Origin of the sequence: Metallococcus carri, assembly GCF_011440275.1 — a bacterium.
Classification (GTDB): domain Bacteria; phylum Actinomycetota; class Actinomycetes; order Actinomycetales; family Dermatophilaceae; genus Metallococcus; species Metallococcus carri.
On sequence record NZ_JAAOIV010000005.1, the window covers coordinates 178044 to 201101 of the forward strand.

The window sequence follows — 23058 nt, forward strand, 5'->3', positions numbered from 1 at the left end:
GATGAAGCACGAGGCGACCATCACCATCGTCGGCAATGTCGTTGCCGAACCGGAGAGCCGCACGACCCGCAACGGCGACCCGCTGGTCAACTTCCGCGTGGCCGTCAACCCGCGCTATAAGGACAATCGCACCGGGGAGTGGAAGGACGGCACGACCGAGTACTACCGCGTCACCGCCTTCCGGCGGCTCGCCACCAATATCGACCGCAGCGTGCGCAAGGGCGAGCAGGTCATGGTGGTCGGCAGGGTCGAGACCAACACCTGGACCGGCAACGACGGTGGTCAGCACTCCAGCATGCAGATTGTGGCGTCCTATGTCGGCCACGACCTGATGATGGGCACCAGCAAGTTCACCAAGGAGAAGGCGCAGCAGGCCTCCGGTCCGATGCTGGAGACGGTGCCGGCTGGGTCGCAATCCGGTTCGGACGACGATCGTGACGCGCCCCGGGACGACCGCTTCGACGGTGTCGACACCCCGCCCAACCATGACCCCTGGGCGCGGCCCGCCGGTGCGGGTGACAGCGGGGAGCTCGAGCAGCGCGCCGGCTGAGGTGAGCGGGCCGGCATACGGTCCCTCGATGCGGTCCCTCGATTCGGAGGGGGAGGCCTGCCCCAGATAGCCTGCACGCCATGGCTGAGTTCATCTACACCATGACCAAGGCGCGCAAGGCGGTCGGCGACAAGCTGATCCTGGACGACGTCAGCATGTCGTTCTACCCCGGCGCCAAGATCGGCGTGGTGGGTCCGAATGGCGCCGGCAAGTCGACGATCCTGAAGATCATGGCCGGCCTGGACCAGCCGTCCAACGGTGAGGCACGGCTGTCACCGGGGTATTCGGTCGGCATCCTGCAGCAGGAGCCGCCGCTGAACGAGGACAAGGACGTTCGCGGCAATGTCGAGGAGGGCCTCGGCCAGATCAAGGCCGATCTCGACCGCTACAACGAGATCTCCGAGCAGATGGCCGACCCGGACGCGGACTTCGATGCGTTGATGGCCGAGATGGGCAAGCTGCAGGAGAAGATCGACGCCGCGGATGCGTGGGACCTCGACTCCCAGCTGGAGCAGGCGATGGACGCGCTGCGCTGCCCGCCGGGCGACGCCGACGTGAAGGTCCTATCCGGTGGTGAGCGGCGCCGCGTCGCGCTCTGCAAGCTGCTGCTGTCCAAGCCGGACCTGTTGCTGCTCGACGAGCCGACCAACCACCTCGATGCCGAGTCGGTGACCTGGCTGGAGCAGCATCTCGCGGCCTACCCGGGCACCGTGCTCGCGATCACCCACGACCGGTACTTCCTGGACAATGTCGCTCAGTGGATCGCCGAGGTCGACCGCGGCCGCCTCTACCCCTACGAGGGCAACTACTCGACCTACCTGGCCAAGAAGCAGGAGCGCCTGCAGGTCCAGGGCAAGAAGGACGCCAAGCTCGCCAAGCGGCTGAAGTCGGAGCTGGAGTGGGTGCGCTCCAACGCCAAGGCCCGCCAGACCAAGTCCAAGGCCCGCCTCGCGCGGTACGAGGAGATGGCGGCCGAGGCCGAGCGCACCAAGAAGCTCGACTTCGAGGAGATCCAGATCCCGCCGGGCCCGCGCCTCGGCGCACAAGTCATCGAGGTCAAGGACCTGAAGAAGGGCTTCGGCGACCGGGTGCTCATCGACGGGCTGTCGTTCACCTTGCCTCGCAACGGCATCGTCGGCGTCATCGGCCCGAACGGCGTCGGCAAGACCACGCTGTTCAAGACGATCGTCGGCCTGGAGGAGCCGGACGGCGGCGAGGTCAAGATCGGTGACACCGTGAAGATCTCGTATGTCGACCAGAGCCGTGGCGGCATCGACTCGAGCAAGACGCTGTGGGAGGTCGTCTCCGACGGACTGGACCACATCCAGGTCGGCAGCGTCGAGATCCCGTCGCGGGCCTATGTCTCGCAGTTCGGGTTCAAGGGCCCGGACCAGCAGAAGAAGGCCGGGGTGCTCTCCGGTGGTGAGCGCAACCGCCTCAACCTGGCGCTGACCCTGAAGCAGGGCGGCAACCTGCTGCTGCTCGACGAGCCGACCAACGACCTGGACGTCGAGACCCTCGGCTCCCTGGAGAACGCGCTGCTGGACTTCCCCGGTTGTGCCGTGGTCATCAGCCACGACCGGTGGTTCCTCGACCGCGTCGCGACGCACATCCTCGCCTACGAGGGTGACGAGAAGGACCCGGCCAAGTGGTACTGGTTTGAGGGCAACTTCGCTTCCTACGAGGAGAACAAGATCGAGCGGCTCGGCCCGGAGGCGGCGCGACCGCACCGCGTGACCTACCGCAAGCTGACCCGCGACTGACCTCGGTGACCCGCGAGGTCGGTGCCACCGACATCACACCCAGCGGCGGCACGATCGCGCTGATCGGCCGTCGCGGCGAGGGCTGGATCCCGATCGCTCCTGCGGGTGCTCGCGAGGACTGGCTGCACACCGCGCCGCGCGAGATTTTTGGGACAACCGCCCTGGGTGACCTGGCGCCGGTGACCGGCGCGCCGCCATACGCTCAGCCCGGTGAACCGATGGCGCTGCATTTCGGCCGCTCGGTCGACATGAGCCGGGTCGTTCGCGAGGACGAGCGCGGGTTGGTGCTGTGGGTGCCGAGCGGAGCGGGTCGGCTGGTCCCGACCACGCCCGCGGGTGGCGGAGCACGGTCGGTGCCGCTGGACCAGCGGTTCCGCTCGGCATGGGTCATGCGCGAGTCGGTATGGCGTGGCCCGGGCGTGCTGCGCGTCATCCCGGCCGGTGCACCGTGGTCGGTGTGGTGGTTCTGGAACGACGCCGGCGAGTTCGAGGGTTGGTATGTGAATCTCGAACTGCCACACCGGCGTTCGACGGAACCGGGGGAAGCGACCACGCGCACGCACACGCGCGATCTGGTCCTCGACCTGTGGCTCGCACCGGATGACAGCGGCACCGTGGAGGTGTGGCTGAAGGACGCCGACGAGCTGGAGCAGACGGTCCCGGCGGGCCGCTACACCGAGGCGGAGGCGGACGGCATCCGGGCGGCGGCCGAGCGGTTCTGCCGCGAGATCGTCGAACCGTGGGCCTGGCCGCTGTCCGAAGCCTTCGAGCAGTGGCGACCGACGCCGGAGTTCGATGCGCCGCTGCCCCTGCCGGACACCGAACTCATCCGCGAACTGCGCGCGGCGATCTCGGATCAGTAGAGCGCGTCGAAGGACGAGGGATAGACGACCGGTCCGCGCAGTGACCGATCGGCCGGGTCGTAGGCGCTGAGCAGCCGCACCTGCGCCGCCTCCGCGGGAGCCCAGTCGGGCAGCCGGAGCTGCAGCCCGTGATCGAGTGCCGGGACGAATCCACGCGCGCCGTAGTAGACCGGGCTGCCCTCAAGCACCACGAAGGGTTCACCGTCCTTGTCGGCCAGGGCGATGGCTGCCTCGATCAGCGCCGTGCCGATGCCCTGGCCCTGCCGATCGGGCCGGACGGCGAGCGGCGACAGCATCAGCACCGGTCGGTTCCCGGCCTCGCTGCGCACGACGCAACCATCGAGCATCACATGCCCGACGAGGTCACCGCGGTCATCGGCGACCAGGCTGTACTCCGGCCGGTATTCGGGTGTCGCCCTGATCCGGTCGACCAGGTCTGCCTCGACCTGCGAGCCGAAGGCGGCCGCCACCAGCACCCGGATCTCGTCGAAGTCGGCTGGTTGCTCAGGTCTGACTTGCATAGCGAACTCCCTTGAGCCAGAAGCGATTTCGCTCGACCCGGAACGGTCGACCACCGGTCCGTGCGTGCAGGGCGAGCAGCCGATCGGCATACCGGTCGACCGAGAATTCGGCTGGCGGCGGCCAGGTCGCAAGCTGCAGAAAGGCCACCAGCGCCGCCACGTCATCGAACTCGTACCAGCCGACGTCGTCCGCGCCGTCGATGATCTCGAACCCGGCAGCGGCGAGGTCGGTGGAGAACGCCATGAACGACACCTGCGGGAAGGGCAGTGGGCGCCCGAGGAACTCCAGCAGGTCGGCCGTGTCGCGCCCGCCAACCTGCTGGGTGAGGAAGGTGCCTCCCGGCGCGATCACCCGGGCGAGTTCACGGGGAGAGAACGACTCGTGCCGGTTGAGCACGAGGTCGAACCGGTCGTCCGGGAAGGGCATCGACACCGCGTCGACGTCGTTGTCGGGTGCCCCGTATTCAACGACGGGTATGCCGAGGTCACCCAAATGACGTTGTGCCACAGGGAGATTCGGCGGCCACCCCTCAGTGGCGGTGGTGTCGTTGGGCAGGTGGTCGACGAAGCGAGTGAGGTATTCACCACCGCCGGTGCCCATGTCGAGCACGTGCTGTGCGCTCGCCAGCGCCTCGCGATAGAACGACTCGAGGTCCCAGGGCTCGCGGCTCTCGCGCATGCGCCCCGCCAGGCTGGAGAAGTCCCAGCCCTCGGGCTGCGCACGCTCTTCGGCGCGCCAGGCGGCCAGCAGTGCGTCGTCGGAGGTCATGACTCCTCCCTACCCGCTACCGACCATCGGCCGCGACCCAATTTGCGGCGCGTCGCGGTCACCTGGTGACGCTTACGCGCCGGGTGGGGCGTGTTGTTCGGCGCGTCGCAGTCACCAGGTGACGCTTACGCGCCGGGTGGGTTGTGTTGTTCGGCGCGTCGCGGTCACCTGGTGACGCTTACGCGCCGGGTGGGGCGTGTTGTTCGGCGCGTCGCAGTCACCGGGCGACGCTTACGCGCCGAGGGAGGCGAGGGCCTGAGCGACCGGGGTGTCACCGTCGTTGAACGGCAGGTCCTTGCCGACGGTGGCCGGCGCATCGACCACCGCGGCGATCACCTGAGCCACGGCCTCACGAGAGACCGACCCCTTGTCCGCCGGGTCGAGGTCGATGCCGCGGGCGGGCTCAAGAGTCAGCCGACTCGGCATCAGGATCGTCCAGTCCAGATCGGTGGACCGCAGGTGCGTGTCCGCGGCAGCCTTGGCGTCGGCATACGCGAAGAACGAATCCCCTTCGGGCACACCGTGATCCGGCCCTGCGCCGAAATAGGACACCATGATGTACCGCCGCACACCGGCCGCCACCGCGGCATCCATCGAGCGGATCGCGGCGTCGCGGTCGACGGCATACGTGCGCTCGGGCGAGCCGCCTCCCGCGCCGGCAGACCAGACGACGATGTCGAAGCCGCGCAACAACTCGGTCAGCCCGTCGACCCCGAGCGTCTCGATGTCGGCCACCTGCGGCGTGGCCGACGCAGCGCGCACGTCGGCTGCGTGGTCGGGATTGCGGACGAACGCGGTCACCTGGTGACCGGCATCGGCGAGCAACGGTTCGGCGAGCAGGGCCACCTTGCCGTGACCACCGATGAGTGCGATACGTGCCATGAGGGGAGTCCTCCTGCAGTTCTCCAGAGTGCTCGCGGCAACCGCCGCGACCAGGCGGCTATTCCGGTTGCTTGACCCGCACCATCCCCTCCTGCGCCACCGAGGCGACGAGGGTGCCGTCGAGGCCGAAGATCTTGCCGAGCCCGAGCCCGCGACCGCCGGAGGCCGACGGCGATTCCTGTTGGTAGAGAACCCAATTGTCGATGCGCACCGGTCGGTGGAACCACATCGCGTGGTCCAGGCTCGCGACCCGCAACCGGCGGTCGGCCCACGCCATACCGTGCCGGCGCAGCACCGATTCGAGCAGCGTGTAATCCGAGGCGTAGGCGAGGATCGCGGTGTGCAGCAGCGGGTCGTCCGGCAGCGGACCGGCGCAGCGCATCCAGACGTTCTGATGGGCGTTGTGCTGCCGCCCCGGCTGGTAGTAGAGCGCCCCCTCCACGGTGCGCACGTCGATCGCCCGCGAGCGCCAATGGTCGGCCGCCGGGTGGTCGATGCCCTTCAGCTCCTCGGCCGTGGTGCGCACCCGGTCCGGGTCGGGGGTCGACGGCATCTGCGCCTGGTGGTCCAGCCCGTCGGCCGGCTCCTGGAAGGACAGCGTCGCCGACAAGATGGTGCGGCCCTTCTGCATCGCGAAGACGCGCCGCACCGAGAAGGAGTTGCCATCGCGCAGGTTCTCGACCGCGAACCGGATCGGCTCCAGCGAGTCGCCCGGGCGGATGAAGTAGGCGTGCAGCGAGTGCGGCCGCCGCGCCTGCAGCCCGTCGACCGCCTGCACCGACCGGCCGGCCGCGATCAGCGACTGGGCCAGCACCTGTCCGCCGAAGACCCGCTTGTGCGGGGTGATCTGGCTGCGGCCGACGAACAGCTCCAGCTCGCGCGACGGCACGTCGTCCTCGTCGAGGTCGGCCGGGCTCGGGTCGGGGCCGAACGGCGTGGTGCCCGCGGGCTCCAGGTCGAGCACCTCCAGCAGGGTGCGCACCGGGTCGACGTCTTCGCTGTTCGCGGGCTCGCTGGTCACCCGGCAGACTCTAGCGAGGCACGCGCGGGGGGATTGCCATGATGTCCGTATGCCGATTCGCCCGTATGCCGTCCGCGTGCCCCTCCGCTGGTCCGACATGGATGCGCTGCGCCATGTGAACAATGTCCAGGTCGCGCGCCTGCTGGAGGAAGCGCGCGTGCTCGGTCTGCGCGAGTGGTTCGCCGAGGAGCAGGCGCACCACCCGCGGCTGCTCGTCGCCCGGTGTGAGATCGATTACCTGCGCCAGTTGCACTACCGGCCTGAGCCGGTGGTGATCCGGATGTGGACCTCGCGGATTGCGGGCGCGTCCTTCGACCTCAGCTACGAGATCGTCGAGGAGGACACCGACGACGCACCGGCGATCGTGCGCGCCGAGACGACCCAGGTCGCCTTCGACATGGACGCCCAGCGTCCGGTGCGCATCCCCACCGAGGCCCGCGAGATCCTCCAGCGGTATGCCGGGGCGCCCGTGGAGATGAAGCGCCGGGGTGCGCGCGGATGACCGAGTTGATCCTGTCCGATGAGCAGACCCGCGCCGATGTGGCGACCTTCGTCGGCCGGGCGCTGCGCGTCGACGGCAACGGGGCGATCCGGTTGCAGGCGCAGGGCATGACGCTCGCGCTGTGGGTCGGTGCCCTCTCCGGGTCCGGACTCGTGCTGCGCAATGTGGCCGTCGCGATGCGCGCGGTCGCCCTGGGGCAGCCGGCCGACCTGGACGTCGTCGTGCCCCTCGTCGCGATCCGTGATCGCCTCGCCCGCGAGGACAACGGCCGCTCGCTGCCCGTCCCGCCGCAGGAGGTGGTCGCCGCCTGGGCAGCCATGTCGCCACCCCGCAGCGGTTGGGCAGCCGCCGGAGAAATAGACCCAGAAGGCCTGAAAAGCGCTGCGCTGCAAGGCATTTCGCGCATCAAGGCCGGCGAGTCGGCCGAGACGGTGTGGGCCGAAGCCCTCACCGACGCGGTCACCAAGGGGGCGGCCTTCGCGGCATACGCCCTGGGTTTCCTCGGTGACCAGCCCGCGCAGGTGCGCACCGCCGGCAACTGGACCCGGCTGTCGACCGCCGCCGGTCACGTGCTCACCCGCTAACGCCGGCGACCGGCCGGGCCCGAAGGCCCGGCCGGCCGGCCGCCACAAGCTCGACCGAGCCCGAAAGGCCCCGCCGACAGTCCTCAGACCGTGAACCACACCGCCGTGTCGGTCGGCACCGCCGTGCCCTCCAGCGGCTCACTCGCGATGAGCACCGTTGCGCCAGAAGGAAGTTCGACCGGTGATGCGCCGAGGTTGACCAGCAGCTGCACCACACCGCCCGGTGCCTCGTTGCGGTAGGCGATCACGTCGGCGCCGGCATCCCACGAGGCCAGCGAGCCCTCGCCGAGGCGCAGCTCCCGGCGCAGCCGCAGCAACTGGCGGTAGAGCGAGAGGGTGGAGGTGGGGTCACCCTCCTGGCGGTCGGCCGCCAGCGGGCCGTAGGTCTCCGGCTGCGGCAGCCAGGTCCGCTCCGACGGGCCGAAGCCGTACCCGGGCGCATCCGCCACCCACGGGATCGGCACCCGGCAGCCGTCGCGGCCCTTTTCCTGGTGTCCGCTGCGCTCCCACGCCGGGTCCTGCCGGTAGGAGTCGGGCATCGTGGTGTGGTCGGGCAGCCCGAGCTCCTCGCCCTGGTAGAGATAGGAGCTGCCGGGCAGCCCGAGCATCAGCGTCGTCGCCGCGCGGGCGCGCCGCAGTCCGGCGACCGCGTCCGGCTGCGGGTCGTCGGCGCCGATGCCGTTGGGCCGGCGGGTGCCGATCGGCAGGCCGAGGCGGCTGGCGTGCCGCACCACGTCGTGGTTGGACAGCACCCAGGTGGTGGGGGCGCCGACCTGGTCGTTCGCGGCATACGAGCTGGCAATGACCTGGCGCAGCTCGTCGGCCTCCCACGGCGCCTGCAGGAAGTCGAAGTTGAAGGCCTGCTGGAATTCATCGGGTCGCACATAGAGCGCGAGCCGCTCCGGCGGCTCCACCCACGCCTCGGCGCACATGATCCGGTCCTCGCCCGCGTAGGACTCCAGGATGCGCCGCCAGGCCTGGTAGATCTCGTGCACACCGTCCTGGTCCCACATCGGCGGCCGGGCCACCTCGCCCGCGTGCTGGCTCGCGTCGTCGGCAGCGTCCAGCAGTGCCAGCGGGCCGCCATAGTCCGGCAGCCCGGCCTGCTTGATCAGTCCGTGCGCGACGTCGACCCGGAAGCCGTCGATGCCACGGTCCAGCCAGAACCGCAGGATCGACTCGAACTCCTCGCGCACCTGCGGGTTGTCCCAGTTGAAGTCCGGCTGCTTGGGGTCGAACAGGTGCAGATACCACTGGCCGTCCGGGACGCGCGTCCACGCGGGGCCACCGAAGACCGACTCCCAGTTGTTCGGCGGCTGCGACCCGTCGCCCGACCCGTCGCGGAAGACATAGCGCTCCCGCTCCGTTGACCCCGGGCCTGCTGCCAGCGCCGCCTGGAACCACGCATGCTCGTCCGAGGAGTGGTTCGGCACCAGGTCGACGATGACCTTCAGACCGAGCCGGTGCGCCTCGGTGACCAGCTCCTCCGCATCGGCGAGGGTGCCGAAGAGCGGATCCACGTCGCGGTAGTCGGCAACGTCATAGCCCGCGTCGGCCTGCGGCGAGGTGTAGAACGGCGAGAGCCACACGGCGTCGACGCCGAGCGCTCGCAGGTAGGGCAGCTTGCCGGTGATGCCGGGCAGGTCGCCCATGCCGTCCCCGTTGGCGTCGGCGAACGAGCGCGGGTAGATCTGGTAGATCACCGCGTGCCGCCACCATTCGTGGGCGGCGGTCGCCTGGTGGACCACCGTGGTGGCGTCGGGCAAGGTCAGGGGGCTGGTCGAAAGGGACACGGCGCACCAGTCTGGGACCCTGCGCCGCCTCGATTCAAGTCGCTTCCGGCTCGTCCTCGAGGGTGTTCACCAACATGTATGCCGCCCGCGTCAGGTAGTCGCGCAACTGCGCGTCGTGCGCGTCGTCGAGGGTGAGGCTGTCCACGGCGGTCATCATGTGCATCAGCCAGTGGTCGCGCATCTTCGGCGTGACCCGAAAAGGCATGTGCCGCATGCGAAGTCGCGGGTGCCCGCGCTCCTGGGAGTAGGTGTTGGGCCCACCCCAGTACTGCTCGAGGAACATCCGCAACCGCACCTCGGCGGGGCCGAGATCCTCCTCCGGGTAGAGTGCGCGCAATTCGGGGTCGCCGGCGACCCCGCGGTAGAACTCGTGCACCAGCCGGTCGAAAACCGGTGCACCGCCGACCTCGTCATAGAAGGTCAAGGTGACTCCTCGTCATACATCAGGGCTGAGTGGGCGGGGAAAACAGCGGCATTTGCGGCCCCCGGATGCCGGCCGCGTCGAGAGCGAGCTTGCTGCGCTCACGCAGCTCCCGGGAGACCGCGAACTGTTCGTTGGGCACGCATTTGGCGATGATCCGCAGCGTGACGACGCCGCCGCTCACCGACTCCACACCGGCGACCGTGGGCTCCTCGAGCAGTTTGGAGGTCCACGGCTCCTGCTGGTCCATCTCGGTGACCACCTCGCGCAGCGTGGCGAGCGCCTGCTCGATCGGCTGGTCGTAGGCGATCGGCACGTCGACGAGCGCCGTGGCCCAGCCCTGCGATTTGTTGCCGATGCGCAGGATCTCGCCGTTGCGGACGTACCACACGATGCCGCTGGCGTCCCGGATGCGGGTGATCCGCAGCGTCACCTCCTCGACCTCGCCGACGGCCTGCCCGGTGTCGATGATGTCGCCGACGCCGTATTGGTCCTCGAGGATCATGAAGATGCCGGAGAGGAAGTCCTTGACCAGGCTCTGCGCGCCGAAACCGATCGCGACACCGCCGATGCCCGCGGAGGTGAGCAGCGGGGCGAGCGGCACCCCGACCTCGGCCATGATCGTGAGCGCGGCGATGCCGAAGATCACGAAGGTCGACACCGAACGCAGCAGGGACCCCATCGTGGCGGCACGCTGGCGGCGGCGCTCGCTGTCGAGCCCGGTCGCCTGCAGGATCACCCGCTCCGCGCGCCCGGGTGTCGACGAACGGCGTTCGGCGCCGCGGCGCTCCATCAACGCGACGGCCCGGTTGATGGCGCGGTGCAGGATCCACCGCAGCAGCAAGGCGACGACGACGATCCCGAGGATCATCAGCGGCGTGCCGAGCAACCAGTCCATGGTGGAGGACCGGTTGTCGAGCAAGGGGTCGAGGGCACGCATGCTCCTATCCTCGCAGGGCTGTCCTGGTGGGCTCACGGACCCGGTGCGCCCGTGACACACTGCCGCCATGCCCGCGCAGCCCTCGTCGCCGCTGACCGATCTCGCGCGCGCCTACGGCGTCGCGACCGACTATTGGGACTGGAAGGGCAATCACGTCGTCGTCAGCGACGAGACGATCGCGGCGGTGCTGGCCGCGCTCGATATCGACACGAGCACGCCGGACGCCGTGGCAAAAGCGTTGGCGGACAAGCAGATCGAGCCCTGGCGCCGGCCGCTGCCCCGTGTGGTCGTGCTGCGCGAAGGGTGGACGCCCTGGGTGCCGGTGCACGTGTCCGAGGGCACCGAGATCGCCGCCGAGCTCGAGCTGGAGGACGGCGGCCGCCGCCCGGTCCCGCGCGTCGAACACTGGATCGAGCCGCGCGAGATCGACGGCGTGCGGGTCGCCGAGCTCACCGTCGAGCTGCCCGGCGATCTGCCGCTCGGCTATCACCGGCTGGTCGTGCGGGCGGGCGAGGGCGCGCACACCGCGCCGGTCATCGTCACCCCGCAACGCCTCGAGCTTGGTGAGTCGATCAGCAAGGACCGCGCGTGGGGCCTCACGACCCAGCTGTATGCCGTCCGCTCGGCCCGGTCGTGGGGGATCGGCGACGCCGCAGACCTCGCCGAGCTCGGCACGTGGGCGGCGAGGCAGGGCGCCGACTTCGTGCTGGTCAACCCGGTGCACGCCGCCGAACCCATCCCGACCATGGAGCCCTCGCCATACCTGCCGACCTCGCGACGGTTCGTCAACCCGATGTACATCCGGGTCGAGGAGGTGGCCGAGATGGGCTACCTCTCGGCCGCCGAACACCAGCTGATCGAGTGGCACAGCGACGACGCCCGGCGGCTCAACGGCCTGCCGCAACTGGACCGCGACGGCTCGTGGCAGTCCAAGCGGGCGGCCCTGCGGATGCTGTTCCGCGCCGAGCACACCCACCGGCGCACCCGGGAGTTTGAGGAGTTCTGCGCCCGGGAGGGGCAGGCGCTGGTCGACTTCGCGACCTGGTGCGCGATCGCCGTCGATCGTGGCCTGCCGTGGCAGGAGTGGCCGCCGGAGTTGCGGATGCCGCACAGCGAGGCCGTCACTGCCGAGCGTGAGCGCCTCGCCGACGAGGTCGAGTTCCAGTGCTGGCTGCAGTGGATCGTGCAGACCCAGCTCGCCGACGCCGACCAGGAGATGCGCGCGGCCGGGATGCGGATCGGCACGATCCACGACCTGGCGGTCGGCGTGCACCCCGACGGCGCCGACGCCTGGGCCCTCGGCGATGTGCTCGCGCAGGGAATCAGCGTTGGAGCGCCGCCGGACGACTACAACCAGCTCGGCCAGGACTGGAGTCAGCCGCCGTGGCGCCCCGACCGGCTCGCTGACAGCGGCTACGCGCCCTTCCGCGACATGATCCGCAGCCTGCTGCGGATGGCCGGCGGCCTGCGGGTCGACCACATCATCGGGCTGTTCCGGTTGTGGTGGCTGCCGGCCGGTCAGTCACCGACCACCGGCACCTATGTGCGCTATGACCACGAGGCGCTCATCGGCATCCTCGCGCTCGAGGCGCAGCGGGCCGGGGCGGTCATCATCGGCGAGGACCTCGGCACGGTCGAGGACTGGGTGCGCAGCTATCTCACCGAGCGCGGCATCCTCGGCACCTCGATCCTGTGGTTCGAGCGCGAGGGCGACCGGCCCAAGCCGCCGGAGACCTACCGGGCGCTGTGCCTGGCATCGGTCACCACGCACGACCTGCCACCGACCGCCGGCTACCTGCAGGGTGAGCACATCGCGGTCCGGCATGAGCTCGGGCTGCTCACCCGGCCGCTGGAGGAGGAGATCGCCGAGGACGACGCGCAGCGCGAGTCGATGCTGCACGCCCTGCGTGAGCGCGGGCTGCTCAAGCAGACGTCGACCGTCGAAGAGCAGGTGGACGCGCTGCACCGGTTCCTCACCTGGTCACCGAGCCGGCTGCTCGGAGTGTCGATCAACGACCTCGTCGGCGACGTGCGCACGATCAACCAGCCCGGCACGGACGAGGAATATCCCAACTGGCGGCTCCCGCTCGCCGACGGCGACCACCAGCCGCTGCTGCTCGACGACGTGATGGTGTCGCGCCGGGCCAAGCGGCTGATCCGCGCGGTCAACCAGCGCGACACGCGCTGAGTGCCGCGCCGGATCAGGCCCCGGCGTCCCGCTCCTGCGCGCGCAGGGCCCGGGTGAGCTGGTCGCGATGCTCGGCGACGATCCGGCGCAGTCCGTCCGGCGCGTCGGTGTTGGCGTCCAGCCACCCCTGGGTGGCGTCCAGCAAGGACTGGTCGGCCAGCGCCGCGGGATAGGCCAGCTGCGCGATGCTCTCGCCGATGTGGAAGCTGCGCGCCTGCCACATCGAGCGCAGCATCGCGTGGTACGCCGCGACATACGGCTCGAGCAGTGTCCGGTCGTGCACCCGGTTGAACCCCTGACCGATCGCGTTGATCGTCTCGTTCGGCACGCCCGTGTCGTGCACCAGCCGTTGCCAGGCGCTCGCCTTGGCCTCCGGCGTCGGTATGGCGGCCCGCGCGCGTGCCGCTCGCTCCTGGCCGGTCGCGGTGGCGTCCCGGCCGAGCTCGGCGGTGATCTCCGGCTCACCGGCGACACCGGCCGCCACCAGCGAGGTCAGCAGGGTCCAGCGCATCTCGGTGTCGATGTCGAGCCCGGGCAGCGATTGCGAACCGTCGAGCCATCCCTGGATCAGCGCCACGTCGTCCGGCTCCTGCGCCGCCCCGGCGAAGGCCTGCACGACCTGCAGCTGGGTGTCCGATCCGGCCTCCGCCTGCAGCGCCACCTCGCGCAGGGTCGCGGTGACCTGAGCGATCGCAGCATCGCGCCGGTCGGGCCGCACATAGCGGCGGGAGGTGGTGTGCACCGACAGCAGCAGGATCTTCAGCAGCGCCGGATCGCGCTCGTCGCGCAGCAGGCCGAGGGCCGCGGTGAGGTAGTCCGAGGCGGCGAGCTCGCCGTCGCGGGTCATATCCCACAGCGCGCCGAGCACGAGCGCGCGGGGGAGCGAGGGCAGACCGTGGGGGTGCTCGCGCACCGCGGCCAGGGACTGCTCGTCCAGCCGCACCTTGGCGAAGGTCAAGTCCTCGTCGTTGACCAGCACCAGCGGCGTGCGACGCAGGCCAACCAGCCCCGGCAGCGAGGTGACGGCACCGTCGACATCGACCTCGACCCGTTCGGTGCGGACCCATTGCGCAGCGCGGGGCTCATAGAACCCGATCACCAGGCGGTGGGGGCGCAGGGTCGGATAGTCCTCCGGTGCGGTTTGCACCAGGCGAGCGGCGGTGATGACGCCCTCATCGTCGGTCTCGAGCTCGACGCGCAGCGTGTTGACCTGGGCGGTCTGCAGCCACTTCGTCGACCACGACTGCAGGTCCCGGCCGGAGGTGGCCTCCAGCTCGATCAGGAGGTCGGCGAGCGTGGTGTTGCCCCACGCGTGCTTGGCGAAATAGGACCGCAGCCCGGCCACGAAAGGCTCGCGGCCGACATACGCCACCAGCTGCTTGAGCACCGATGCGCCCTTGGCGTAGGTGATGCCGTCGAAATTGGACTCGACCGCTTCCAGGTGGGGGATGTCCGCGACGATCGGGTGGGTGGAGGAGAGCTGGTCGGCGACATACGCCCCGTTCTTCTCGATCGCCGTGAAGGTGGTCCACGCCTCGGTCCACTCGGTCGCCTCGGCCTGGGCGGCAGTCGAGGCCCACTCGGCGAAGGACTCGTTGAGCCACAGGTCGTCCCACCACTTCATGGTCACCAGGTCGCCGAACCACATGTGCGCCAGCTCGTGCAGGATCGTCAGCGCGCGGCGTTCGACCAGCACCTCGGAGACGGCCGCGCGGAAGATGTAGATCTCGTTGAAGGTGACGCAGCCGGCGTTCTCCATCGCGCCCATGTTGTATTCGGGCGTGAACAGCTGGTCGTATTTCGCGAACGGATAGGGCGTGCCGAACATCTGCTCGAAGAACGCGAATCCGCGCTTGGTGCAGTCGAAGATGTTGTCCGCGTCGAGATATTCGCGCAGCGACTTGCGGCAGTAGATCGCGAGCGGCACCTCGCCGGCGCCACTGGTCACGCTGTCGCGGACGACGGCATACGGGCCGGCCACCAGCGCCGTGATGTATGACGACAGCCGCGGCGTGGCCTCGAAGCTCCAGGTCGCGGTGGGCAGCTCGTCGCCGCCAGGCGAACGCCATACCCCTTGTGCCGCAACGGGTTCCGGCGTCGGCTGGACCGACACGACCTGCCAGTGTGCGGGCGCGGTGACCCTGAACCGGAAGGTCGCCTTGAGGTCCGGCTGCTCGAAGACCGGGAACATCCGGCGGCTGTCCGGCACCTCGAACTGGCTGTAGAGGTAGACCTCGTTGTCGGCCGGGTCGACGAACCGGTGCAAGCCCTCACCGGAGTTGGTGTATCGCCCGGTCGCGCGGATCAGTACCTCGTTAGCGCCCTGCGCAAGCCCCGGCAGCGAGACTCGGCTGTCGCTGAAATGCGTTGCGGGATCGAGGGATTCGCCATTGAGCACGATTTCTTCGACGGAGTCGCCGACGAAGTCCACGAAGGTGTCGGCCGCCTCGGCTGCCTTGAATCGGATCCGGCTCGAGGTCGCGAAAGTCGCCTCGTCGCGGGTGAGGTCGAGGTCGATGTCGTAGGACTCGACCTGCAGCAGCGACGACCGTGCGATCGCCTCGGCCTGGGTCAGGTTGGTGCCGGGCATGCTCATCCTTCCGGTGCTTCGTGGGCCGGGTCATGGTGTCACGGGCGGGTGGCAGGATGAGCACGTGACTGAGAACACGACGACAGGGCGCCAGCGCGCCGAGATGTTCTTCGACCCGGTGTGCCCGTGGGCCTGGATGACCTCCCGTTGGCTCAAGCAGGTCGAACAGGTGCGGCCGATCGAGGTGACCTGGACGGTCATGTCGCTGTCGGTCCTCAACGAGGGCCGCGACCTGCCGGACGACTACCGCGCCCTGCTCGACCGCGCCTGGCTGCCGGTCCGGGTCGTCATCGCGGCCCAGAAGGAGCACGGCGACGAGGTCGTCGGCAAGCTGTATGACGCGATCGGCACCCGCATCCACCCCGGTGGCCGCGGCAAGGACGACGCCGACCTGCGCGCCGTCGTGATCGAGGCGCTGCAGGAGTGCGGCCTGCCGCCGGAGCTGATCGACGCCGGCGAGAACACCCCGGGTGACGACATCGACCAGCGGTTGCGGGCCTCCCACCAGCGCGCGATGGACCTCGTCGGCGACGACGTGGGCACGCCGGTGGTCGGCATCGGTGACATCGCGTTCTTCGGGCCGGTCGTGACGCCCGCGCCCAAGGGCGAGGACGCGGGCAGGCTGTGGGACGGCTGCCTGTTGGTGGCGGGCACGCCGGGCTTCTACGAGCTCAAGCGCACCCGCACCGAAGGCCCCAACTTCGACTGAGAGGACGACGATGCGGGTTCACATCGGAGGCGACCACGCGGCATACGAGATGCAGCGCGCGCTCGTCGACTGGCTGGCGCAGCAGGGGCACGAGGTGATCGACCACGGTCCTAAGGAGTATGACGAGCAGGACGACTACCCGGTCTACGTGCTGCGCGCGGCCGAGGGAGTCGCCGGCGACCCCGGTTCGCTGGGGATCGTGCTGGGTGGTTCCGGCAATGGCGAGCAGATCGCGGCCAACAAGGTCAAGGGCATCCGCGCTGCGTTGTGCTACACCGACGAGCTGGCCCAGCTCGCGCGCGAGCACAACGACGCTCAGGTCATCTCGATCGGCGCGCGGTTCAACACCGTCGACCAGGCCAAGGCGATCGTCGAGACCTTCCTGAACACTCCGTTCTCCGGCATCGAGCGTCACAGTCGCCGGGTCGCCATGGTGACCGCCTATGAGCAGGAAGGGACGCTGCCGACCGCATAGTGTCTCACCCAGGCGGGTGAAAAAGGGCCGAAAGGGTCCATGAACTGCCGTCAGGGATTTCCCTCACGCCGTGCCTCGCCTACCGTGTGAGGCATGGCGACGAGCCCAGCCGCAGCTGCACCTCCCGCAGCAGCGTCCGCAACCAGGACGCCGCTGCGGCATCTGGCCGACGTCACCGGTCGGCGCACGCCGGAATACCTCGAGCGGACCCTCGCCGGAGTGCTTATCTGTTTCGCCTTCGTGGCGATGGTGCTGGTCGTCAGCTGGCCCGATCTCACCTTCGGGGTGTTCCTCCCGGTCGTGATGGCCGCGGGTTTCATGCTGATCGGGATGATCCGTGCGGTGGTGCTCGGCGTTGCCTTCGCCGCTTTCGTGGTCGCCACCACGGTGATCCCCGGCGAGTTGACCAGCCGGACGCTCGCCGCCGCGGCCCTGCTGCTCGTGATGCTCGGGCTCGCGCTGACGATGCAGCGCACCTGGAGCCGACTCGGGATGCCGCAGCAGAATGCATCGCGGTTGATCAGCGACCTGCGTTATCGCCAGGCGGTGCAGACGCGACTGCCGGCCTTGCCGCAGGGGTGGCGGGCGGATTACTGCGTGCGGGCCGCACATGGTCAGCCGTTCTGCGGTGACATCGTCGTTGGCTGCGTCAACGGGGCGGACGAGCGGTTCGACGTCGCCGTGGTCGATGTCTCCGGCAAGGGCCTCACCGCCGCGGGCCGATCGCTGCTCATGGGCGGCGCCATCTCGGGTCTGCTCGGTGTCATGGCGCCCGAGCTCGTGCTCGCCGCGGCCAACAACTACCTCGTCCGCCAGCAGTGGGGCGAGGGATTCGCCACCGCCACGCACCTGTCGGTGGATCTGCAGACCGGCCGATTCAGTCTGGGCTCGGCGGGCCATCCGGCGGTGGTGCAGTATCACGCCGGGTCCGGCCGGTGGGAGTCGCTCAGCGCCGCTTCCGGTGTCGTGCTGGGCGTGATCGACGAGCTCGATCCCTCCGATTTCCCGCGCCAGACCGGGCATCTCGACCACGGCGACGCGTTGCTGATCGTGAGCGACGGAGTGATCGAGTCGCGCAACGGCGACCTCACCCAAGGCACCGACCGGATGATGGGCATCGCCGACCAGGAGATCGCCCGCGGCTGGGAGGGCGCGCCCGACCGGATCTGCGCCGCTGCGCCCGCGGGCGAGACCGACGACCGCACGGTCGTCATCCTGCGCCGCGTCTGACCCGCCGGTGTCGGTGGTTGAGCGAGCGCGGTCGGTGGTTGAGCGAGCGCAGCGAGTCGAAGCCCCGACAGCGCTCGTGTCGGTGGTTGAGCGAGCGCAGCGAGTCGAAGGCCCGACATGGCCCCAGCGTCATGGTCGCTATAGCCGCCGGATTCCTCTACTACGGGTGTCGTGGAGCGGCGCGGCGGCGAGGCGTGCCGAGCGCCGCAGAAAAGATCACCCGCGTAGCTGTCGAAACGGCCCCGGCGAACTCGTTCGCCGGGGCCGGGTGAGACATCACCCGCGTAGCTGGACCGCGCGGCGACGCTTGCCGAGCGCCGCAGAAGAAATCACCCGCGGGTGGTGGAGCGGTGCGGCGGCGAGGCTTGCCGAGCGCCGCAGAAAAGATCACCCGCGTAGCTGGACCGCGCGGCGACGCTTGCGGAGCGCGCGAGAGGGAATCCACCCGCGAAGCGCATGTGGCGGGTCCGAACGAGTTCGGACCCGCCAGATGCGCGAAGCAGGGTGGAGCGGGTGACGAGAATCGAACTCGCGTAGCCAGTTTGGAAGACTGGGGCTCTACCATTGAGCTACACCCGCGGGCGTCGATCCGCGGCCACCACGGGGCGACCGTGGTGCGTGGATGACGAGCGGTTAGCCTACTTGCTCGCCGGTGTGGTTCCCAATCCGGGAGGCGTCTGGCGCGCGGGGTATGGCGCAGCTTGGTAGCGCGTCCGCTTTGGGAGCGGAAGGCCGCCGGTTCGAATCCGGCTACCCCGACCGATACGATGCTGGGCGAAGGCGTGCGTCCACGTCGGACGTGCGCGATGCGCCTGTCCGGCGCGGGTGCGACCAACGCCATCCACCCGATCCACCGATTCGCAAACTCTGGAGTGCCCGTAGTGAAGAGCGCCGTCGAAAACCTGAACCCGACCCGGGTCAAGCTGACCGTGGAGGTTCCTTACGAGGAGCTCAAGCCGAGCATCGAGGAGGCGTACACCTCGATCGGCCAGCAGGTGCAGATCCCCGGTTTCCGCAAGGGCAAGGTTCCGGCGCGGCTGATCGACCAGCGGTTCGGGCGCGGCATGGTGGTGCAGGAGGCGGTCAACGCCGTGCTGCCCGATCTCTACGCAAAGGCCATCGAGGACAACGACATCCGCCCGCTCGGTCAGCCGGAGGTGGAGGTCACTGAGGTGCCGGTCGAGGCCGAGGGGCCGCTGACCTTCACCGCCGAGTTGGACACCCGCCCGGAGATCACGCTGCCCGACTTCGCCGACCTGAAGGTCGAGGTCGAGCCGCTGAAGGTCACCGACGAGGATGTCGAGGCCGAGCTGGAGGCGCTGCGCACCCGCTTCGGCACCCTGGTGGGTGTCGACCGCGCCGCGCAGGACGGCGACTTCACCACGATCGACCTGGCGGCCACCATCGGCGACGAGCAGATCGACGATGTCTCCGGTGTCTCCTACGAGATCGGCAGCGGCACGATGCTGCCGGGCCTGGACGAAGCGTTGATCGGCCTGAAGGTCGGGGAGTCCAAGACCTTCACCGCCGCCCTGGCCGGCGGCGACCGCGAGGGTGAGGATGCCGAGTGCACCGTCACGCTGCAGTCGCTCAAGGAGCGTCAGCTGCCCGAGGTCGACGACGAGTTCGCCCAGCTGGCGTCCGAACACGACACCGTGGACGAGCTGCGGGCCGACCTCACCACCCAGGCCGAGCAGCGCAAGCGCTTCGAGCAGGGTCTGCAGGCCCGCGACAAGGTGCTCGAGCAGCTGCTGGAGAAGGTCGACGTGCCGCTGCCCGAGAGCGTCGTCGAGGCCGAGGTGCACAGCCACCTCGAGGGCGAGGACCGGCTGGATGACGACGAGCACCGCGCCGAGGTCGACGAGAACACCCGCGAGGCGCTGAAGACCCAGCTGGTGCTCGACAAGATCGTGGAGCAGGACGGGATCGAGGTCTCCCAGGAGGAGCTGATCGAGTACCTCATCATGTCGGCGCAGCAGTACGGCATGGACCCCAACCAGTTCGCGCAGGCGCTCGACCAGCAGGGTCAGGTGCCGGCCGTGCTGAGCGAGGTGGCGCGTCGCAAGGCGCTGGCCTCGGTGCTGGAGAAGGCCACCGTGGTCGACACCGACGGCAACGAGGTCGACCTCGAGGAGCTCAACACCGGCGACGACGCGGCCGAGAGCCACGACGACGCCGGCGAGAGCCCGGCCGATGAGGCCGACAACACCAACGCCGACACCGACGCACCGGCCAGCGAGCAGGCGAGTGACGACCAGCCGGAGGCGGACGCGGACGGCGAGCCGGCGAAGAGCTGACGGCATACCGGATCGAAAAGCACGACGGGAGGCGGTCGACGACGAGTCGGCCCCTCCCGTTGCTTTGCGCTGTGAGCGAACGTGCCCGGGACCCGGGACGAAAAGGGCGAGGCCCGACGTTAGGGTCCAGTGAAAGTACGAGCACACGCACTACGTGTGAGATGGAGTGACGATGACGCTGAGCAATGACGCCCAGCCGACGATGAGCACACAGCCCGTCGTCGGACTGGACGACCAGATCTACAACCGGCTCCTCAAGGAACGCATCATCTTCTTGGGCTCGGACGTCCGGGACGACAACGCCAACGCGATCTGCGCGCAGCTGCTGCTGCTCGCCGCGGAGGACCCGGAGAAGGACATCTGGCTCTACATCAACAGCCCCGGTGGTTCGGTCACCGCGGGTATGGCGATCTACGACACGATGAACTGGATCCCCAACGATGTCGCGACCGTGGCGATGGGCCTGGCCGCGAGCATGGGTCAGTTCCTGCTGTCCGCCGGCGCGAAGGGCAAGCGCTATGCCACGCCGCACGCCCGGATCATGATGCACCAGCCCTCCGGTGGCATCGGCGGCACCGCGTCGGACATCAAGACGCAGGCCGAGCTGCTGCTGGGCATGAAGAAGGAGCTGGCGGAGCTGATCGCCGAGCACACCGGCCAGACGCCGGAGCAGATCGAGAAGGACTCCGACCGGGACCGCTGGTTCACGGCGAAGGAGGCCAAGGACTACGGCTTCGTCGACCACGTCTTCGAGCGGTCGATCGACGCCCCCGGTGAGGTGAAGGCATGACGAACGAGCGTTTGCAGACCCCGAGCAGCCGCTACATCCTGCCGCAGTTCGAGGAGCGCACCTCCTACGGCATCAAGCGGTCCGACCCCTACAACAAGCTGTTCGAGGACCGGATCATCTTCCTCGGCACCCAGGTGGACGACGCGTCGGCGGACGACATCATCGCCCAGCTGATCGTGCTGGAGAGCCAGGACCCGGACCGCGACATCCTGATGTACATCAACAGCCCCGGTGGTTCGTTCACCGCGCTGACCGCGATCTACGACACGATGCAGTACATCCAGCCGGATGTGCAGACCTTCGTGCTCGGTCAGGCTGCCTCGGCTGCGGCGGTGTTGCTGGGTGCCGGTGCCAAGGGCAAGCGGTTCGCGTTGCCCAACGCGCGCATCCTGATCCACCAACCGGCGATGGAGGGCTCGGGCGGCACCGCCTCGGACCTGGAGATCACCGCCAACGAGATCTTCCGGATGCGCCGCTGGCTGGAGGAGACGCTGAGCAACCACACCGGCCGGTCGGTCGAGCAGGTCGAGCAGGACATCGAGCGGGACAAGATCCTCACCGCTGATGAGGCCAAGGAGTACGGCCTGATCGACGAGGTGCTCGCCAGCCGTAAGGCGTCCTTGCAGGACTGAGCGTCTTCTTGGTGCGTATGCCGTCAAGCGCCGGCCCGCCCCCGCGTTCGCGGGGGCGGGCCGGCGCTTCGTCATACCCACCGCTTACCGTGGGTCCAGCGCGATTGCGCTGTGAGCGGACAGGGGTGACGCGCACCGCCACACCGGGTTTCAATGACAGGGAGCATGGTGGTGGGGCAGTAGCGTCACCTTGATCCGGCCCCGAGCAGTGAAGGGAAACGAGCCACGTGGCACGTATGGGAGAGAGCGGCGACCTGCTGAAGTGCTCGTTCTGCGGCAAGAGCCAAAAGCAGGTCAAGAAGCTCATCGCGGGGCCGGGGGTCTACATCTGCGATGAGTGCATCGATCTGTGCAACGAGATCATCGAGGAGGAGCTCGCCGAGTCCTCCGAGCTCGGGCTGGAGAAGCTGCCCAAGCCGCGGGAGATCTTCGAGTTCCTGTGCGAGTATGTCGTCGGCCAGGACGCGGCCAAGAAGTCGCTCGCGGTGGCGGTCTACAACCACTACAAGCGCATCCAGGCCGCCGAGGACTCCTCGGCCAAGCGCGACGGCGAGCATGTCGAGATCGCCAAGTCCAACATCCTGCTGATCGGCCCGACCGGGTCCGGCAAGACCTATCTGGCTCAGACCCTCGCCCGGATGCTCAACGTGCCGTTCGCGATCGCCGACGCCACCGCGCTCACCGAGGCCGGTTATGTGGGCGAGGACGTCGAGAACATCCTGCTCAAGCTGATTCAGGCCGCCGACTTCGATGTGAAGAAGGCCGAGACCGGGATCATCTACATCGACGAGATCGACAAGGTCGCCCGCAAGAGCGAGAACCCCTCGATCACCCGCGATGTCTCCGGTGAGGGCGTGCAGCAGGCGCTGCTGAAGATCCTGGAGGGCACCTCGGCCTCGGTGCCGCCGCAGGGTGGCCGCAAGCACCCGCACCAGGAGTTCATCCAGATCGACACGACCAATGTGTTGTTCATCGTGGGTGGTGCGTTCGCCGGCCTGGACCAGATCATCGAGCAGCGGATCGGCAAGCAGGGCCTCGGTTTCGGCGCGGCGCTGCGCAACGCCCAGAACGCCGACCAGCTCTTCTCCTCGGTGACCCCGGATGACCTGTTGAAGTTCGGACTGATCCCCGAGTTCGTCGGCCGCCTGCCCGTGGTCACCGCCTTGGAAAGCCTGGGCGAAGAGGCGCTGGTGCGGATCCTCACCGAGCCACGCAACGCCCTGGTGAAGCAATACCAGCGGATGTTCGAGCTGGACGGCGCCGAGTTGGAGGTCACCGACGACGCGCTGCTCGCGATCGCCGAGAAGGCCAACGAGCGCGGCACCGGCGCTCGCGGACTGCGCGCGATCATGGAGGAAGTGCTGCTGCCGGTGATGTTCGACGTGCCGAGCGATGACGACATCGCCCGCGTGGTCGTCACCCGCGAGGTGGTGCTGGACAACGTCAACCCGACGATTGTGCGCCGCGAGGCCGCTCCCTCGCGCAAGCGTCAGCAGCGCAAGGAATCCGCCTGAGCCCAGCCGCAGCGGCGCATCCGC

Annotated in this window: 21 protein-coding genes and 2 tRNA genes; 14 read left to right on the forward strand and 9 right to left on the reverse strand. The window is 68.9% G+C overall.

Features of this window, described 5'->3' with window-relative positions:
• The first annotated feature begins 1 nt into the window (after position 1).
• The 3 genes from G9U51_RS08790 to G9U51_RS17835 all read left to right on the forward strand — a co-directional run bounded on the left by G9U51_RS08790 (position 2) and on the right by G9U51_RS17835 (position 3176).
• Entirely contained in the window at positions 2 to 550 is a 549-nt protein-coding gene (locus G9U51_RS08790; RefSeq protein WP_166196064.1) for a single-stranded DNA-binding protein, read from the forward strand.
• An 80-nt stretch (positions 551 to 630) separates the two neighbouring features.
• Complete coding sequence (ettA, locus tag G9U51_RS08795; RefSeq protein ID WP_166196066.1) at positions 631 to 2313, forward strand: energy-dependent translational throttle protein EttA; 1683 nt, start codon at positions 631 to 633, stop codon at positions 2311 to 2313.
• Between the two features lie 5 nt (positions 2314 to 2318).
• Positions 2319 to 3176 (forward strand): DUF402 domain-containing protein, encoded by an 858-nt coding sequence (locus G9U51_RS17835; RefSeq protein ID WP_166196068.1) that lies wholly within the window; start codon positions 2319 to 2321, stop codon positions 3174 to 3176.
• Here the strand turns inward: G9U51_RS17835 and G9U51_RS08805 are convergent.
• The 4 genes from G9U51_RS08805 to G9U51_RS08820 form a co-directional block, all read right to left on the reverse strand.
• Positions 3170 to 3697, reverse strand: coding sequence for a GNAT family N-acetyltransferase (locus G9U51_RS08805; protein ID WP_166196070.1), 528 nt, complete (start codon positions 3695 to 3697; stop codon positions 3170 to 3172). The two genes, G9U51_RS17835 and G9U51_RS08805, sit on opposite strands and share 7 nt — an antisense overlap.
• Complete coding sequence (locus tag G9U51_RS08810; RefSeq protein ID WP_166196072.1) at positions 3681 to 4466, reverse strand: class I SAM-dependent methyltransferase; 786 nt, start codon at positions 4464 to 4466, stop codon at positions 3681 to 3683. The genes G9U51_RS08805 and G9U51_RS08810 overlap by 17 nt, the downstream gene beginning before the upstream one ends.
• Before the next feature lie 231 nt (positions 4467 to 4697).
• The gene (locus G9U51_RS08815; protein WP_166196074.1) at positions 4698 to 5348 is read right to left on the reverse strand and encodes an NAD(P)-dependent oxidoreductase; all 651 of its coding nucleotides are present in this window, start codon (positions 5346 to 5348) and stop codon (positions 4698 to 4700) included.
• A gap of 58 nt (positions 5349 to 5406) precedes the next feature.
• Positions 5407 to 6369 (reverse strand): acyl-CoA thioesterase, encoded by a 963-nt coding sequence (locus G9U51_RS08820; RefSeq protein ID WP_328823390.1) that lies wholly within the window; start codon positions 6367 to 6369, stop codon positions 5407 to 5409.
• 49 nt (positions 6370 to 6418) lie between these two features.
• Between G9U51_RS08820 and G9U51_RS08825 the strand changes: the two genes are divergently transcribed.
• Both G9U51_RS08825 and G9U51_RS08830 read left to right on the forward strand, forming a co-directional pair.
• Positions 6419 to 6871 (forward strand): acyl-CoA thioesterase, encoded by a 453-nt coding sequence (locus tag G9U51_RS08825; protein WP_166196078.1) that lies wholly within the window; start codon positions 6419 to 6421, stop codon positions 6869 to 6871.
• Complete coding sequence (locus G9U51_RS08830) at positions 6868 to 7455, forward strand: hypothetical protein (RefSeq protein ID WP_166196080.1); 588 nt, start codon at positions 6868 to 6870, stop codon at positions 7453 to 7455. Before G9U51_RS08825 ends, G9U51_RS08830 begins: the two co-directional genes overlap by 4 nt.
• Before the next feature lie 83 nt (positions 7456 to 7538).
• Here the strand turns inward: G9U51_RS08830 and G9U51_RS08835 are convergent, their stop codons facing one another.
• The 3 genes from G9U51_RS08835 to G9U51_RS08845 are packed head-to-tail and all read right to left on the reverse strand — an operon-like array spanning position 7539 to position 10609.
• On the reverse strand, positions 7539 to 9248 hold the full coding sequence (locus G9U51_RS08835) for a glycoside hydrolase family 13 protein (protein ID WP_407941433.1): 1710 nt from the start codon (positions 9246 to 9248) through the stop codon (positions 7539 to 7541).
• A 34-nt stretch (positions 9249 to 9282) separates the two neighbouring features.
• Positions 9283 to 9672 carry a globin gene (locus tag G9U51_RS08840; protein ID WP_166196082.1) on the reverse strand — a complete coding sequence of 130 codons (390 nt, stop codon included), beginning with the start codon at positions 9670 to 9672 and terminating at the stop codon, positions 9283 to 9285.
• Positions 9673 to 9691: 19 nt separating this feature from the next.
• A complete protein-coding gene (locus G9U51_RS08845; protein ID WP_166196084.1) occupies positions 9692 to 10609 on the reverse strand; it encodes a mechanosensitive ion channel family protein in 918 nt (305 codons plus the stop codon).
• A 67-nt stretch (positions 10610 to 10676) separates the two neighbouring features.
• Here G9U51_RS08845 and malQ point away from each other — a divergent pair, with 67 nt between their 5' ends.
• Positions 10677 to 12797 (forward strand): 4-alpha-glucanotransferase, encoded by a 2121-nt coding sequence (gene malQ, locus G9U51_RS08850; RefSeq protein ID WP_166196086.1) that lies wholly within the window; start codon positions 10677 to 10679, stop codon positions 12795 to 12797.
• A 13-nt stretch (positions 12798 to 12810) separates the two neighbouring features.
• On the opposite strand, the gene pepN is transcribed toward malQ, so the two are convergent.
• Positions 12811 to 15387 carry an aminopeptidase N gene (gene pepN, locus G9U51_RS08855; RefSeq protein WP_166196088.1) on the reverse strand — a complete coding sequence of 859 codons (2577 nt, stop codon included), beginning with the start codon at positions 15385 to 15387 and terminating at the stop codon, positions 12811 to 12813.
• A 64-nt stretch (positions 15388 to 15451) separates the two neighbouring features.
• Between pepN and G9U51_RS08860 the strand changes: the two genes are divergently transcribed.
• The 3 genes from G9U51_RS08860 (at position 15452) to G9U51_RS08870 (ending at position 17801) form a co-directional block, all read left to right on the forward strand.
• Positions 15452 to 16096 carry a mycothiol-dependent nitroreductase Rv2466c family protein gene (locus tag G9U51_RS08860; RefSeq protein ID WP_456238028.1) on the forward strand — a complete coding sequence of 215 codons (645 nt, stop codon included), beginning with the start codon at positions 15452 to 15454 and terminating at the stop codon, positions 16094 to 16096.
• A 10-nt stretch (positions 16097 to 16106) separates the two neighbouring features.
• Entirely contained in the window at positions 16107 to 16571 is a 465-nt protein-coding gene (locus G9U51_RS08865; protein WP_166196090.1) for a ribose-5-phosphate isomerase, read from the forward strand.
• A gap of 93 nt (positions 16572 to 16664) precedes the next feature.
• Positions 16665 to 17801 carry a PP2C family protein-serine/threonine phosphatase gene (locus tag G9U51_RS08870; protein WP_166196094.1) on the forward strand — a complete coding sequence of 379 codons (1137 nt, stop codon included), beginning with the start codon at positions 16665 to 16667 and terminating at the stop codon, positions 17799 to 17801.
• Between the two features lie 505 nt (positions 17802 to 18306).
• Here the strand turns inward: G9U51_RS08870 and G9U51_RS08875 are convergent.
• Positions 18307 to 18380, reverse strand: a tRNA-Gly gene (locus tag G9U51_RS08875).
• Positions 18381 to 18486: 106 nt separating this feature from the next.
• Here G9U51_RS08875 and G9U51_RS08880 point away from each other — a divergent pair.
• The 5 genes from G9U51_RS08880 to clpX all read left to right on the forward strand — a co-directional run bounded on the left by G9U51_RS08880 (position 18487) and on the right by clpX (position 23034).
• A tRNA-Pro gene (locus G9U51_RS08880) sits at positions 18487 to 18560 on the forward strand.
• A gap of 122 nt (positions 18561 to 18682) precedes the next feature.
• On the forward strand, positions 18683 to 20098 hold the full coding sequence (gene tig, locus G9U51_RS08885) for a trigger factor (RefSeq protein ID WP_166196096.1): 1416 nt from the start codon (positions 18683 to 18685) through the stop codon (positions 20096 to 20098).
• Positions 20099 to 20270: 172 nt separating this feature from the next.
• Entirely contained in the window at positions 20271 to 20888 is a 618-nt protein-coding gene (locus G9U51_RS08890; protein ID WP_286168604.1) for an ATP-dependent Clp protease proteolytic subunit, read from the forward strand.
• The gene (locus tag G9U51_RS08895) at positions 20885 to 21520 is read left to right on the forward strand and encodes an ATP-dependent Clp protease proteolytic subunit (RefSeq protein ID WP_166196098.1); all 636 of its coding nucleotides are present in this window, start codon (positions 20885 to 20887) and stop codon (positions 21518 to 21520) included. Before G9U51_RS08890 ends, G9U51_RS08895 begins: the two co-directional genes overlap by 4 nt.
• Positions 21521 to 21747: 227 nt before the next feature.
• Entirely contained in the window at positions 21748 to 23034 is a 1287-nt protein-coding gene (gene clpX / locus G9U51_RS08900) for an ATP-dependent Clp protease ATP-binding subunit ClpX (RefSeq protein ID WP_166196100.1), read from the forward strand.
• Positions 23035 to 23058 lie beyond the last annotated feature (24 nt).

Excerpts from the sequence above, each read along its gene's own strand:
- G9U51_RS08790 (WP_166196064.1), top strand. The coding sequence starts at position 2 with ATGAAGCACGAGGCGACCATCACCATCGTCGGCAATGTCGTTGCCGAA.
- ettA (WP_166196066.1), top strand. The coding sequence starts at position 631 with ATGGCTGAGTTCATCTACACCATGACCAAGGCGCGCAAGGCGGTCGGC.
- G9U51_RS08805 (WP_166196070.1), bottom strand. The coding sequence starts at position 3,697 with ATGCAAGTCAGACCTGAGCAACCAGCCGACTTCGACGAGATCCGGGTG.
- G9U51_RS08810 (WP_166196072.1), bottom strand. The coding sequence starts at position 4,466 with ATGACCTCCGACGACGCACTGCTGGCCGCCTGGCGCGCCGAAGAGCGT.
- G9U51_RS08815 (WP_166196074.1), bottom strand. The coding sequence starts at position 5,348 with ATGGCACGTATCGCACTCATCGGTGGTCACGGCAAGGTGGCCCTGCTC.
- G9U51_RS08825 (WP_166196078.1), top strand. The coding sequence starts at position 6,419 with ATGCCGATTCGCCCGTATGCCGTCCGCGTGCCCCTCCGCTGGTCCGAC.
- G9U51_RS08830 (WP_166196080.1), top strand. The coding sequence starts at position 6,868 with ATGACCGAGTTGATCCTGTCCGATGAGCAGACCCGCGCCGATGTGGCG.
- G9U51_RS08845 (WP_166196084.1), bottom strand. The coding sequence starts at position 10,609 with ATGCGTGCCCTCGACCCCTTGCTCGACAACCGGTCCTCCACCATGGAC.
- malQ (WP_166196086.1), top strand. The coding sequence starts at position 10,677 with ATGCCCGCGCAGCCCTCGTCGCCGCTGACCGATCTCGCGCGCGCCTAC.
- pepN (WP_166196088.1), bottom strand. The coding sequence starts at position 15,387 with ATGCCCGGCACCAACCTGACCCAGGCCGAGGCGATCGCACGGTCGTCG.
- G9U51_RS08865 (WP_166196090.1), top strand. The coding sequence starts at position 16,107 with ATGCGGGTTCACATCGGAGGCGACCACGCGGCATACGAGATGCAGCGC.
- G9U51_RS08870 (WP_166196094.1), top strand. The coding sequence starts at position 16,665 with ATGGCGACGAGCCCAGCCGCAGCTGCACCTCCCGCAGCAGCGTCCGCA.
- G9U51_RS08890 (WP_286168604.1), top strand. The coding sequence starts at position 20,271 with ATGACGCTGAGCAATGACGCCCAGCCGACGATGAGCACACAGCCCGTC.
- G9U51_RS08895 (WP_166196098.1), top strand. The coding sequence starts at position 20,885 with ATGACGAACGAGCGTTTGCAGACCCCGAGCAGCCGCTACATCCTGCCG.